This is a genomic window from Mycobacterium paraffinicum (assembly GCF_025822865.1).
Classification (GTDB): domain Bacteria; phylum Actinomycetota; class Actinomycetes; order Mycobacteriales; family Mycobacteriaceae; genus Mycobacterium; species Mycobacterium paraffinicum.
Genome location: NZ_JACKUR010000034.1, coordinates 1 through 13,492, shown reverse-complemented (window position 1 = coordinate 13,492; position 13,492 = coordinate 1). Strand labels below are relative to the sequence as shown.

At 60.8% G+C, this 13,492-nt stretch carries 12 protein-coding genes and 1 pseudogene; 6 read left to right on the top strand and 7 right to left on the bottom strand.

Annotated elements, in window-relative coordinates; genetic code table 11:
* The first annotated feature begins 181 nt into the window (after nucleotides 1–181).
* Complete coding sequence (locus tag H7J89_RS25965) at nucleotides 182–955, top strand: transposase (RefSeq protein WP_372513828.1); 774 nt, start codon at nucleotides 182–184, stop codon at nucleotides 953–955.
* Here H7J89_RS25965 and H7J89_RS23380 read toward each other — a convergent pair.
* Genes H7J89_RS23380 through H7J89_RS23350 form a run of 7 tightly spaced genes read right to left on the bottom strand, consistent with a single transcriptional unit; the run spans nucleotide 948 to nucleotide 9,125 of the window.
* A complete protein-coding gene (locus H7J89_RS23380) occupies nucleotides 948–2,666 on the bottom strand; it encodes an MCE family protein (RefSeq protein WP_264047154.1) in 1,719 nt (572 codons plus the stop codon). The genes H7J89_RS25965 and H7J89_RS23380 overlap by 8 nt on opposite strands.
* Nucleotides 2,666–3,928 carry an MCE family protein gene (locus H7J89_RS23375; RefSeq protein WP_372513827.1) on the bottom strand — a complete coding sequence of 421 codons (1,263 nt, stop codon included), beginning with the start codon at nucleotides 3,926–3,928 and terminating at the stop codon, nucleotides 2,666–2,668. The genes H7J89_RS23380 and H7J89_RS23375 overlap by 1 nt, the downstream gene beginning before the upstream one ends.
* Nucleotides 3,925–5,307, bottom strand: coding sequence for an MCE family protein (locus H7J89_RS23370; RefSeq protein WP_264047153.1), 1,383 nt, complete (start codon nucleotides 5,305–5,307; stop codon nucleotides 3,925–3,927). The genes H7J89_RS23375 and H7J89_RS23370 overlap by 4 nt, the downstream gene beginning before the upstream one ends.
* Complete coding sequence (locus H7J89_RS23365) at nucleotides 5,304–6,404, bottom strand: MCE family protein (RefSeq protein ID WP_264047152.1); 1,101 nt, start codon at nucleotides 6,402–6,404, stop codon at nucleotides 5,304–5,306. The genes H7J89_RS23370 and H7J89_RS23365 overlap by 4 nt, the downstream gene beginning before the upstream one ends.
* The gene (locus H7J89_RS23360; protein WP_264047150.1) at nucleotides 6,404–7,441 is read right to left on the bottom strand and encodes an MCE family protein; all 1,038 of its coding nucleotides are present in this window, start codon (nucleotides 7,439–7,441) and stop codon (nucleotides 6,404–6,406) included. The genes H7J89_RS23365 and H7J89_RS23360 overlap by 1 nt, the downstream gene beginning before the upstream one ends.
* Nucleotides 7,438–8,631, bottom strand: coding sequence for an MCE family protein (locus H7J89_RS23355; RefSeq protein ID WP_264047149.1), 1,194 nt, complete (start codon nucleotides 8,629–8,631; stop codon nucleotides 7,438–7,440). The genes H7J89_RS23360 and H7J89_RS23355 overlap by 4 nt, the downstream gene beginning before the upstream one ends.
* A gap of 8 nt (nucleotides 8,632–8,639) precedes the next feature.
* A complete protein-coding gene (locus H7J89_RS23350) occupies nucleotides 8,640–9,125 on the bottom strand; it encodes a hypothetical protein (RefSeq protein WP_264047148.1) in 486 nt (161 codons plus the stop codon).
* A 668-nt stretch (nucleotides 9,126–9,793) separates the two neighbouring features.
* Here H7J89_RS23350 and H7J89_RS23345 point away from each other — a divergent pair.
* From H7J89_RS23345 to H7J89_RS23320, 5 genes and pseudogenes are all read left to right on the top strand, one after another.
* Entirely contained in the window at nucleotides 9,794–10,729 is a 936-nt protein-coding gene (locus tag H7J89_RS23345) for an Rv1363c family protein (protein WP_264047147.1), read from the top strand.
* A gap of 17 nt (nucleotides 10,730–10,746) precedes the next feature.
* Nucleotides 10,747–11,331, top strand: coding sequence for a twin-arginine translocation pathway signal (locus H7J89_RS23340; protein ID WP_372513829.1), 585 nt, complete (start codon nucleotides 10,747–10,749; stop codon nucleotides 11,329–11,331).
* 154 nt (nucleotides 11,332–11,485) lie between these two features.
* Nucleotides 11,486–11,923: a hypothetical protein gene (locus H7J89_RS23335; RefSeq protein WP_264047144.1), complete on the top strand. Its 438-nt coding sequence runs from the start codon at nucleotides 11,486–11,488 to the stop codon at nucleotides 11,921–11,923.
* Between the two features lie 331 nt (nucleotides 11,924–12,254).
* Nucleotides 12,255–12,851, top strand: a complete 597-nt coding sequence (locus H7J89_RS23325; protein WP_264047143.1) for a TetR/AcrR family transcriptional regulator — start codon at nucleotides 12,255–12,257, stop codon at nucleotides 12,849–12,851.
* 116 nt (nucleotides 12,852–12,967) lie between these two features.
* Nucleotides 12,968–13,371: pseudogene (locus H7J89_RS23320) on the top strand (DDE-type integrase/transposase/recombinase); the annotation flags it as partial.
* Between the last annotated feature and the right edge of the window lie 121 nt (nucleotides 13,372–13,492).

Here is a 13,492-nt window from a genome sequence, read left to right as displayed (position 1 = left end):
CAGATCATCGAAACCGGCAGCCACTCATACCGACTCACCCACGCCCGCAACAACCAGACCGCGAAGATGACCGGGGCCAAATCAAGCCGTCACAGTGGGGCCAAATCAAGTTGACATTGCCACTTGGCCTTCCGAAGTCTGAAGTTTGCGGATTCCAGGCGGAAGGAAGGAAGCAACGGCCGTGTCTGACCGTACGACATTTTTGTTCGGGCTGCCAGGAGTACGGGTGGAGCGTGTCGAGCCCCTCGCTGATGGGACCCGTGTGGTGCATGTAGTGACGGCAGAGGACGGGGCGGCGGCATGCCCGTCCTGTGGGGTGGTGTCCACCTCGCGAAGGGCCGGTGAGCACGTCGCCCGCGCGACATTCCTTACGGCCAGGATCGGATCGTGGTGCGGTGGGCCAAGACGCGCTGGCGCTGCCGGGAGGATTACTGCTGGCAGTCCTCGTTCACCGAGGCCATCGCGGAGGTGCCGCTACGGACGCGTACCCAGACGGGTGCGGCGATCGGGGACCGCGGCCTCGGTCGGTGGCCGAGGTCGCTGTGCTCGGCAACGCGAAGGCCGCACCGGCGCGGCGGTGATCCACGGTGCGCGCCGGCGGCGTGCGCACTTACTAGGCATCGGCTGCACCGGTTTCTGGCTGGTTTATCGACTCGCAGATCCCCGAGCTGCTCACCGTGGCCCCACCATTGATACCTGGTGGCCCGAAATCAACGCGTTCATCGACACCGGCATCACCAATGCCCGCTTCGAGGGCTACAAGAGGCTGGTCAGACAGGTCAAACGTGCCGCCTGCGGATTCCGAATGTATATAACTCAGCCGGCCGGATACGATTCCACTGCACCCGCGGACAGTGGGCCGCAACCCAGACTTCATGCTGATTGCCCGGTCAAAATCGAAGAGCCCCTAATTGCCCGGGTCCTGCCGGTGCGCCGGCGCAGAACAATCACTTAGATATAGGGAACATGTCCTTCCAGGACTTGGCCGCTCCCTGGGTGACCAGATCTGACTGGACCAACACCTGGCGATCTGGAGTGACGTAGGCGCCGGTCTGCGGATTGTAAGTAGTGACGGCGACCGATGGTCCCGGCGCACCGCTGGTCCCAAATGAACTCGGAGCCGCCGACGGCGCACCTCCGTCGGAGGGAGGTGACAACAACGACGGCGCAGCAGGTGGCTCCGGCGCCGGCGCTGACGACGGCACTCTGCCCTCGGCGCCATCCGTGGGAGGCGGGAAAGTACCCGGTCCAGGGAGTTTCGCCGGGGGACCGAGCAGAGTCGGGGGCACGCCGTCCGTGGTGGCGCCTGGCGGCGCCGGCAGACCCGGAGGCGTCCCTGCCGGAGATGCGCCCGGCGGCAGGGGCGTGCCCTCCACGGGAGCATAAATTTTGTCGCCCCCATTGACCCGGTCATCGGGCGGAATGCCCTGAGCCAACAGGTTGGGATCGAGCGGATAGGGCCCCAGAACGTGCTGCCGCATCGCCAACGGCACGTACGGCTTGTCGCTGTCGCAGATCTGCACTGTCGGTGCGCGTTTTCCTGGCTTGCCCATGCAGGGCAGGTTCCGGGCGCCGCGAACCGCGGTCGGCGCATCCTGAGGCAGCTTGCAGTAAAGCCCGTCCGGCGTGTCGATCACAGAAGTGTCGGCAGGCGATCGCCACTGCGACGGCGGCAGAAATCCAACCGTGCACCCTATCGGGTCGCCGATAGCAACGGCGAAATCGCCGAGGGGGTATCCGGTTGGGTTGTTTTTGGCGGTTCCGAACGACTGAATACTTGCGACGGAAGGCGGAAGGAGGACCAACAGTTGCTCAAGTGCCGGACGGTACGTGACCGCCACTTGGCCAAGAGTGGTGAGGTTGGCGAGTAGCACGGGCATCGTCGGCTTGACCTGCTCGAGCAGCCGCGAGACCTCATTGAGTGCCCCAGGGCCCGCACGCAGGATCGTGCGCACCTGTGGATCGTCTGTTGTCATCTGTTCGGTGATACCGGCGAGGCTGTGTGCCCACGTCCGGAGAGAATCCGTGGTTTGGGCTTGGGCGTCGAGCAGCGGAGAGCTGTCTTCGGTCAGGGTACGTGTGCGGTCGGCGGCTTGGTTGAGGTCGCCGGTGACAGTGGCTGATGAGTCGAGTAGCGACCCAAGGTCATAGCCGGCACCGTTGAGACCCTTGAAGGACTCGTCGAGCAATGCGCTCAGCTTCTCCTTCGGAATGCTCTTAATGAGGGCACTGACCTGGTCCAACATCGGCCCCACCGGTTGCGGGATCTCAGTGTCGCGCGCCCTGATAACAGACCCGTTGCGAAGGAAGGGCCCTGATTTGGTCCGCGGCTGGAGGTCCACGTACTGCTCGCCGATCGCCGAAACGCTGCGAACCTTTGCTTGCAGATCAACCGGTATCCTCGGAGAAGCACCAAGCGACAATGTCGCGTTAGCACCGTGCTCGGTGAGGGTGACTGCTGTGACCTTTCCGATTTCAGCCCCTCGGTAGGTCACGTTGCTGAACCGGTACAGACCGCCGGTGCTAGGTAGTTCCAAGGTCACCTTGATACGGCCAATCCCCAGCATGGTGGGCACTTGCATGTAGACGACGATCATCATCGCCACGCCGACTATTGACGCGACGGCGAAGATGGTCAGCTGGATTCGGACGAGACGCGTGAGCATCAGGGACCGGGCTCATCCATCGGCGGAAATTGGTCCTTTCCGGGTATCGGTTGGTGAGATCCCGGCGGTGGCTGCGCCCATGGTGCGGGGGCTGCGGGAAGGGGAGCTGAGTCTGGGTGTGCCGCCGCCGCAGGTGATGCGGCCGCCGGCGGCAACGGAACACCGGGTGAATCATAGGTGAAGTTCAGATACGCTGGGTCGCCGGGTGCCGGTACCAACTTCGCCTGCGTTTGGCCCCAACGGGTGCCTAGGAGAAGTGTGCGTTTCAACCGCGGAATTGTGAAGTCAAGGATCACCCAGAGATTCATGTAGTCACCTTTGACCGCTCGGTCGATAAAGTCTTGGGTGAACGGAAACGTCAGCGCTTCCGTGATCGCGGCACCGAGGTTCGGACCGATGTCGGCGAGCGCACGAAGTGTCGGTTCGAGGTTTTGCAGGTTCTTCACGAGGTCGGCTTGCGTGTCATTGACCAGCTTGGTCGTAGTGTCACTAAAGGACCCAAGCTTCTCGAGCGCGGTTGTGATGCGTGGTCTTTCCTTTATCAGCACGTTGAGCGCCGGCGGTATTCTGCGAAGCGCCCGTGTCAGGACGTCACGCTGACCCGCGAACGTCGCGGACATGCGGTTCAGAGCCTGAATCGACGCGACGATATTGTCACGCTGTTGATCAAGCACACCGACGAAGGTGTCCAGGCGGCTCAACAAGTCCCGCACCTGACTTTCTCGTCCGGATAGTGCGATGTTGGAGTTGTGGATGATGTCGCCAATCTGCCCCAATCCACCACCGTTGACTAAGGCTGACAGGGACGAAAGCGTCTGTTCGGTCGACGGATATGTGGAGGACTTACTCAATGGAATCGTCGCGCCAGCGCCAAGCTGTCCGCGCGGCGGCTGACCGGGCGCCGGATCGAGCTCCAAGTGTAAAGATCCGAGAAGGCTGGTCTGACCAACGGCGGCCACCGCGTTGGCGGGAACAGCAACGTCCGGCTTCACATAGACCTCAACTTCGGCGTGCCAATTTCGCGCTCTGATCTTGCCGACGCTCCCGACGACCACGTCATTGATCAAGACCGGGGAATTCGGTTCGAGAGTGCCAACGTTGGACACCTCTACGTGGTAGAGCTTGCCGTGGGGACCGCGTCCCACGGCGCCCGGCAGAGGCAACGAGGTCACGCCTTGAAACGCGCAACCCGTGGCAGTTAGCGCGATGCAGAAGCTATGGACTATCGCTTTCCGCATTCTTAGCCGAATCCCGTCGATCATGAGCCCGACCTGTCCGCTGGCATCAGGATGTCCGGCAAGCTAGGCGGCGGTGCCGGCATCGACGTGGTTGGGGGTGGTTCGGGTATCGCTAACCCCGGCACCCGCGCCGGCGGTGCCGGCGGTGGTGTGGCGTTCGGATAATCGCCGGGAAGGCCGGCGTAGGCAGAAACCGCGGGTGGTATCTCAGGGGCCGATGGCTTTCCGCCTGCGCCGCCGGGCGCTAGATCCGGATCGGCGTAGATGACTTTGTCGGGGTCGGGCGCCTTGTTCAACAACGGGGAGATGGCGAACGGCAGGTTGTTGAAATTCGGCAAGCGCAGAGCAGGGCCCAAATAATCAGCACAAAGCTTGGCAGTCTCGGGTGCCGTAGCGTTCGCGATGCCGCCGATCGCGCCGCAGAGAAATTCCACCGGATTGCTGAAGTTGTTCAACACGAATGTGCCCACATAACTTCCACTATCGGGGTTAGTAAAGTTGTAGAAGTTTGAGAACGCGGTGGGTGAGATGTGCAGAACGTTTTCGAGATCGATCTTCCGGTCGACTAGGGTTTGGGTGAGGGGTGTCAACCGATTAAGCTGTTCGGACGTCTGGTCGCGGGATCCTGCTATGAAGCGCTGAACGTCACCGACTGCGATCGATAAGTCAGTCAATGCGGCATCGAGATCGGATTTGCTGTCGTTGACGACGCTCGTCAGGGTGGCAAGCCGTCCTTGGAACTGGACTATCTGCTCATCGCTGCCCCGCAGCGCGGTGACGAAGGTCTGCAGATTCTTGATGATGTCAGCGATGTTGCCGTGTCCATCAGCCAGGATTCGCCCGACTCCCGATAGCTGATTGATCATCTGCCGCAACTTCTCGCCATTGCCACCCATCGCATTGGCGGCACTTTCAATGAACCGCGATACCGCCGGTGTTGAGACTTGGCTGTTGGGACCTAATTCGGTTGCAAGCCGGGTTAATTGGGCCTTAACCTCGTCCCACTCCACAGGCACGGCAGTTCGGTCGAGTGGAATCACCGCGCCGTCCGCCATGACCGGTCCGCTGGACCGGTATGGCGGCGTCAATTGAACGTAACGCGCGCCGATGAGGCTCGGCGCGACGATGATAGCCTTCGCGTCGGCGGGGACGGGCACCGCGCGGTCGACGTGCATGGTCATTCGTGTGTCTGTTCCGTCTGGCTGGATCGATGTGATGGTGCCGACCTCTACGCCGGCAACCCGCACTTGATCACCCGGATAGACGGCAACCGCGGTGGTGAAATAAGCCGTGACGGACTTCGGGGCGAAATACGCCTGACGAACCAAGAAGAGGGTTGCCGCGGCAATCAAACCCACCAGGACGACTGCTGTGGAGATTACAAGCCGCTTACGCGAAATCATCTGTCGCCTCCCCATCGCTCCCACGGTGGCGGAATCCCGTTGTAGGGGAACGGAAACTCCGCCCGTGGACCGGCATTGTCCGGCGGTTGTCCGGCGTTCACACCTCTGCGGAACCCGAATGCATAGTCCAGGAAGGGCTGTAACAGCACCCCCGGTAAGAGGTTGGGGACGAATGCCTGATAGAAGTAGCCGCTGCCCACCGTCTCGCCCACCGATAGCTCAGCCTTCGCCAAGCCGGGCAACGCTCTGCCGATAAAGTCGCGGTTCTTTTCCAGCATCGCCGTCACCGAATTGAGTTTCTGCAGCGTAGGCGCCAGCTTGGATTCGTTGTCGTGCACCAAGCCCGACAACTCCTTGGCCACAGCGGAAGTGTTGGCCAGCAGGCCGACGATCGCCTGCCGCCGTTGCACGAGGACTTCCAGTAGATCGTTCCCGTTGAGGATGAGGGCATTGACTTGTTGGGCGCGTTCCGACAGCACGCGGGTAACGTCCTGGGTGTTTTTTAGTAGATCACGCAGGCTGTCGTTTCTCGCGTTCAGTGACTGCGATAATCGGGAAATGCCATCAAAGGTAGGTCCCAATTGAGGTGCGATTTGGTCGATGGTCGCCGACAGGGTATCCAGTGACTGATTAAGGGTTTGAGTGTCGGTGCCGGCAGCGTTGGTCGTGAGGTCGCTGACAGCCTCCGTCAGAGAGTACGGGGAACTGGTTCGCGAGAGGGGGATTACGTCCAACGGCCGCAACACTTGACCGCCTGCCGACTCCAGGGTAAGGACGCGCGCCCCGAGTAGTGTGCCGGTCCGGATGTGCGCTGCCGTCTGCCCGCCCAACAGGACATTTCCTTCGATCGAAAACGTGACTAACGCGTCGCCGCCCCTCAGTGACACCTTAGAGACACTGCCAACTTTGATACCTGAGACGGTTACGTCATCGCCGGGCTTGAGACCGCCTGCTTCGGAAAACAGCGCCTGATAGCGAACTGTCGTCGCCCACGACCGTATCCGTTCCGGCTGAAGTCCGATGGCAATAACCAAGACAATCGAAATGACACCGATGAGGCCGGCCCGAATGAGGTTAGATCCGCGATATTTGTGCATTACGGCTCCCTGCACCTCCCGTTCCCTTGGTCCTCTTGCGTCCACCACGGAAATTGCGCGGTTCGCCCTTGCTGGTCGGAGACCCTGAAAGTAATCCCGCAAATGTAGTAGCTGATGAAGCTGCCGTATGCGCCGATCCGCACGAGCTTGCGGTAGTTCTCCGGCAACCTCTTGATCTGGGCTTCGATGAGATCTTTCTCATGGTCCAAGACCGGAGCGGCCCGACTGAGCTGGTCCACGACACCGGCCAGCGGGGGACGGGCCTGGGCCAGCAAGTCCGCGATCGACGCGGTGCCGGCGTCGAGGCTGGCGATGGCGGCACCGATCGGATCCCGATCTTCGGCGAGCCCGCTGACCAGCCGTTCGAGACTATCGATCGTGCCGGAGAATTTATCTCCGTCTTTCGCCAGCGCGGCGAGCACCGTATTGAGATTGTCGATCAGTTGCTGAACTGTTTGGTTGTTGTCGGCCAGGGCGGTCGAAAACGAGGACGTTTTCGATAGCAACGACTGCAAGGTGCCGCCCTCTCCCTGGAAAATCTGGATGAGCGACGAGGTGATTGCGTTGACGTCTTGTGGATTGAGACCCGAGACAACCGGCTTCAAACCCCCAAGCAACAGATCAAGGTCGAGTGCCGGTGCGGTGCGCTCGACGGGAATAACCGAGCCGGGCGGGAGAATTGTGTTGTGCGACGGCAGGTCGAGTAGTTCGAGGTAGCGGTCACCGGTCAGGTTGAGGTACCGAACAGCGGCACGTGTACCGCCGGTAAGCACAACGTCACGGTCGGCGTCGAACTTCACCAGCACAGACTTGTCTGCGCGTAGCTTGACGCCCTTGACGGTGCCTACCCGGACGCCCGCAACGCGCACTGTGTCACCCGACTTGAGGCGCGATGCGTCTGCAAAGACTGCCGAGTAGCTGTTCGTCGACCCAGTGCGGTACTGGCCGAAGACGACGAAGAGGAAAGCCGTCAGCAGCGACATTACGACTACGAATACGCCGAACTTGTAGGCAGTGGCTCCCCCTCCTCGTATCATCCTGGCTGCCCGACCTGAGCGACGTTGCGCGGTGGCCCAGCGACGGGTCCATAAAGCAACTGTTTGAGCCCGTCTGAATTGAGCAATAGCTGTTGGTTTCCATAGTGCTCCGGATTGGTCCCCGTGTCTGTGATGATGAATGGCGGAACGAACCCGGGAGGCAAATTTGGAAGGCCGAGTTCTTTGCAATAATTGCCGCTTTTGGCAGCGACCTTTGGCAAGTTCGTCGGGTAACGATAACGTTCACCGGCCCATTGGAAACTGGTAATCACCATTACTCCGGGTTCCGGCAGCGGCGGGTTTGACAAAATAGCCGGCATCCCACCCAACCCGCAGTTTATGCTCTCGTGGTATTGGTTGGTTAAATCGGTGGTCGGTATTAAGAGATGTATGACGTCGGTTAGCGCTCGTCTGTTGCCGCCGATGACGTCGTTGCCGATGTCGGCCAGCCCGATGGAACTGATCAGAAACGCGTCGAGATTTTTCTGCTCGTCGACGATCGTTTGGCTGATCCGGGTGGCATTATCCACGACCTTGACGAGGTCCGGTGCCGCATCTGCATAGGAGTTGAGAACAGCGGGCGACACCGCCAAATCGTGGCTGAGCGCAGGTAGCGCCGGTTCGAGCTTGGCGAGAAACGCATCGAGGTCGGAAAGCATCTGTCCGAACTTGCGGCCGCGGCCGCTGAGGGCGGACGCGATGGCGCCCAGGGTCTCATTCAGCTTCGCGGGCTCGATCTCTGATAACACCGATGTCAGTTGTTGAAAGACCGTATTGATTTCGACGGTCACGTGTTTGGCGTCAAGCACCGCGCCAGGGCGCATTTTCAGCGCCGAGGGTTCAGCAGGAGGGACAAGCTGGACGAACTTCGCGCCGAACACCGTTGTGGAGGCGATGTTAACCAGCACGTTGGCGGGAATCAGGTGCAGCTGGGATGGGTCCATCGCAAGGTGGATAGCGGCCTGCCCGTTCGGCAGCGATTCGATTCTAGAAACCTTGCCCACTTCTACGCCGCGCATCTTCACCTTGGCGTCGGGGTCCATTACCAGGCCGGCGCGCGCCGATAAGACAGTAACCGGCACGGTGTCGGCAAAGCTGCCGCGAAACAAGCCTCCAGCGATGAAGACGACCGCGGCGATCGCCACTATGGTTGCCAGACCCACCACCGGGCGTACGACAGCTCCGGACATCGCCCCTCCTACCGCGACCGAGTGAAGTTTCCGTTGGAAATGCACACGGACGGCGTAGTCGGCAACGTCACCAAAATCGCCACGGCAAGCGTTGGGGCTACCGCATCAGCCATCACGACACCAACACCCGCTGTCTTATGCGAAGCAAATAGCCAAATTTCGGTGTGGATCAAGAAGGCCGGGGTCGCCATCAGGAGGGCCTTAGAAACACCAAACTTACTCGCCCGCCGACAAGCGACGTGATGATAACGACGGAATACAACGGAATGATTGCGGTGATTCCGCCACCGATGCTGCTGCTCGCCGGCTACTCGGCGGAAAGGGTTGTCTTCGTGAAAGATAGCCGTACGGCTCACCGTGGCCGAGGTCGAACGGAGAGGCAAGCCGACCATTCCGGCGTCTTCGTCAACCGGCTCCGGCTCGCTGACCCGGTCTGAAAGACTGGTCAGCATCTCGCCCGGTCCGATGCTGGCCAAGTGCGTGTCGGAGCGCATGCAAAGGCTGCAATTAGTGTGTTTGGTTGTCGCGCAATCGATGTCGAAATTCTCCGGCTCGGGCCGTCGCATGTTGCGCTATTCGCCCGACCTATGCACGGGCTGATCGTTTCGTCGGCAAATTGGCTTGCCGTACAGCAGCCGACTCCTTCTTCGTCGTTAGTCGAAAGTTTCCTCGGCATGCACGGCAAGGGTCGGCCGACCGAACAAGAGCTCGTCCGCCTGGCTGCAACCGCCCGCATTAAGCATCGCTTCAGTGCGGAATGCCTCGCTGCGGCAGGGCTGAAGAACGGACCAGTGCTGGCCTCGCCGGACGTTTCTAGAAAGACCGAGCAACCGCCGATCGTCAACAGTTCGTCCCCTGACGCAAGGGTTACGGACAAGTGCATGCGCACCTCAACCTCAGAACTCCCCTCAGCAGCCGCCCCGTGCCGTATTTTTGCTATCTTAAACATTCTTGTCAAGAGATAACAGAAGGCGGTAGCCCGTGTCAGCAGCTGATACGTTGTTCTCGTCGTCGCGAGGGCTTGGAAGAGGGAGTGCATGCTGTCTCGGGAGACGCTCGGCGAGCGCTTTAGGCGGTTCGTCTCGCCTGTCGGGGCTTGGGCCGCTTTGAGTTTCGTGCCTAGCCAGTGGCCCCGCGGCAGTCACTGTTCCTGGATTTCAAGATGGGCGCCCCGATGATGACGGCTCGAAGTGACAACCGCAGGCTCGGGAAGTCGCCGAACGAAGCGATGCCCACCTCGGGTGACCCCGGCACTATGTTGACGAAAAGCCGCTACGAAGGAGTAGACGTCGAGCCAGAGACGGTTGACAGCGTGACCGATGCGCTCGCCATGGCCGAAGAGGCGGAGGCGGAAGCCTCTCGGGCCGAAGCGCTCGCCGCGGCCGCTCTCGTGCGGGCAAGGGCTATTCGGCAGCGCAGGGCGCAGGCCGCGTCCTCTGCGCCGGCCGCGCCTGACGCGGGGCCAGTCGACACGGCTACCGAAGGCGAGGGTATGAAGAGCCGGCCCGGTCGACGCGTCAAAGTGCCGGCTCAACCTGCCGAGGCCGACTGGGAATGCGGGGCAGACGAACTCGAAGACATTCCTTCGGTGTCAAGACAACGAAGGTCCGGTCACCGGATCCTGCGGGCCGCGGCTGTCGCTGTAGGGTCCTCCGCGATTTGCGCTCTGCTGGCACTAAGCGGCTTGATGATCCGCCACCACCAGAGGGCCGTAACGGATCGGCATCGGTCCTTCGAGTTCGCCGCAGCTGCAGAGGAGGCCGCGGTGATGCTGTTATCGCTCGATTTCAATGATGCCAACGAAGACATGCAGCGGATCGCCGACCACTCGACCGGACAGTTCCACGACGACTTCCAAAGTCACGCAGATGAGTTCGGCAAGGTGATGCAAGCGTCCAAGATCGTGATGAAAGCCTCAGTCAAGGCAGCGGCAGTCGAGTCGGTCGACGGTGACTCGGCTGTCGTATTGGTAGCCGCAACATCTAAGGCCAGTGGCGTTGCCGCCGCGAACAATGCACCGCGTGCGTGGCGTCTGAGGATAAGGATTTCAAGGGACGGCAATGAACTAAAGATGTCCAGAGTAGAGTTCCTGCCGTGACCACCGAGCACGACGTAGTGGACGTCGAGCAGCCGATCGACGAGATCACCGAACGCGTCACCGACGAGACAACCACAGAAAGCGCGCCGGGCCGCAGCCGCCGGATGCTGCGCGCGTCCAGGGCGAACTGGTTGCCGCTGACAATCGGGGTGCTTTTCGTCGGCGCGCTGGTGTTGACTGCGGGACTTTACCGGTATCAGTACTTGCCGGACCAACAGACCGATGCGACTGTTGCGCATCAGGCGGTCGAAGCCGCATCAAATGGCACAGTAGCGCTTTTGTCTTACTCGCCGGGAAGTCTTGACCGGGATTTCGCCGCGGCAAAGGCGCATCTGACAGGTGACTTCCTGTCCTACTACAACCAGTTCACGGAGCAGATCGTCGCTCCGGCGGCAAAACAGAAGGGGGTCAGGACAACTGCTCGGGTGGTCAAGGCAGCCCTCGCCGAGCTTCATCGCGATCGCGCGGTAGTTCTGGTCTTCGTCAACCAGACCTCCACAAGCGTGACGCAACCGGAAGAGAGGGTGACGGCGAGCAGCGTCCAGGTGACTTTAAGCAAAGTCAACGGCTCGTGGCTGATCTCGAAGTTCGACCCTGTCTAGAGACTTTGACCTCACAACGCCAGCGCACCTCAGCCCGATCATTAGCACTATCGAACGTGACAGGTTCATCGCCGCCCTGTTAGCGACTGTTGCCGACTTCTCCGGTTGCATGTCTGGTTTTCCCGTAGGTTGAAAAGATGAGTTGGATAGACGCATGAGACTAGCGGTAATCACCACATCGATGCTGGCGGATGTCGTGCTTGCCGCAGCCGCGGCGACGGTGGCTCCGGCTGCGCGGGCCGATATGCCGATCGGTAACTACGAACTGCAAACGGCCAGAGATCCCAGCCACTCATGGGTGTGGATCGTCAACCGATGCCTGGGTATTCCCGAGTGCGTCCATGTGAGCGGCGTACCGAGGCCCAACGGCGGGGCGGCGCCCTATGAGGGCGATGCGTCGATGGTTAACGGCGTCCACGTGCTCACCATCGACGTGCCGGGAGGCTACAGCTGCCTGGGTTACACGATTGACATGCACGATACATACTCTTGGGATCCCATAACGTTGACCGGAAGCGTCGATTCCACCTTCCCGGCCGGCTGCGGCAGTCAGCCACCTGGAACCTATACATTTACACTTGCGCGGATGTAGGTATGGACGTTGGGGCTTTAATTCTGTGCGGGCTTTCAGTATTTCATGGCGAGCAAGTACGAACGGAGTCCCGGGCCGAGGCTGTCCGTCTGGTGTTGGAGCATGCTGACTATGCGAGCGAGTGGGCGACGATTACGGCGGTGTCCAAGCGGTGGGGGATGACCGCCGAGACGCTGCGGTCCTGGATTTGCCAGCAGCAGGTAACCACCCTCGTTCCTTCACGTAGCGCGTGTTACTGCGCAAATTACGGACTGCTAGTCTGTAGCGTCGAGACACATGAACGTGTGTTTGGCAACCGTCTACCACCACAATTGAGTGTGGCACCTAAACAATGATTTGTGACGATCAGGCAGTAGGCTTTTCACCTATTAGTGGGGAAGCGTCAACTAAAACGCGGATACTTGCAGCCACCGCCGAAGTTCTCAGCCGCAACGGACAGACGAAGCTCAGCCTCTCCGAGGTTGCTCAGCAGGCGGGAGTTTCGCGCCCGACGCTCTACCGCTTGTTTTCGTCGAAAGAAGGGCTGCTGGCCGCGTTCGCTCGCTACGAACACAGGAATTTCGACATCGGCATCAGCCGGGCAACAGCAGGCCTGGACGAGGACGAGAAACTCGGAGCGGCCCTGAGATTCATGGTTAACTACCAGCAATCTTACTCGGCGGTTCGCGTAGCCCGAGTTGAGCCGGAGTACGTCATAGCTGAGCTACGCCGAGTCATCCCGGTGATGCGCGAGCGGCTCCAGCGGCTTCTTCCCGGCCCCCAGGGGCCAGTCGCGGCCGGCGCGGCGATCCGCATCGCTGTATCCCACTACATAGTGTCCAGCGATGACGCCGACTTATTCCTCGACCAACTGTGCCTTGCCGTGGGTATCAAGCAGCCTCCGACAACAGGCCGATCGAAGCGGCCTAACAAACGAGTATCCAGATGAACCCGCCCTGCACAATGACCCGTCCCGGCTTTTCCGGAGACTCCCGATCTTGGGAGGATTCGAGTTATGGGACGTGTCAGTAAGTATCCCGATGAGCTTCGTGAGCGTGCGGGGCGACCACCATCGCCGACGACACTCATCGGCGATACCCGGATCTGGTGTATCGCCGCTTCTATGCCGCGGCGCCAAATCGGTTGCGGGTGGCCGACTTTACCTATGTGTCGACTTGGATGGGATTCGTCTACGTTGCGTTCGTCATCGACGCCTACAGCCGCCGGTTCTGGGCTGGGGGGCCGCCCGGTCCATGACGACCGACCTGGTCCGACGCTTTCGAGCATGCGTTCTTCACTCGCGCCCAGGACGGCACCACCAGCCTGCGCGGGCTCATTGCGCACAGCGACGCGGCGCCCAATACACCTCAGTGGCCTTCACCCAGCGGCTCATCGATGAAGGCGTGGATCCCTCGGTCGGCTCGGTCGGTGATGCGCTGGACAATGCGCTGGCCGAGCCCACCGTCGGGGTCTGCTGCACGGATAGGTGACATCTGAGTTGGCTTGCCCTGGTGGGGTGGGCTGGAAGGATGTCGCTGTGCCTAGGCCTTATCCCCGAGAGTTCCGTGACGATGTCGTGCGGGTCGCCCG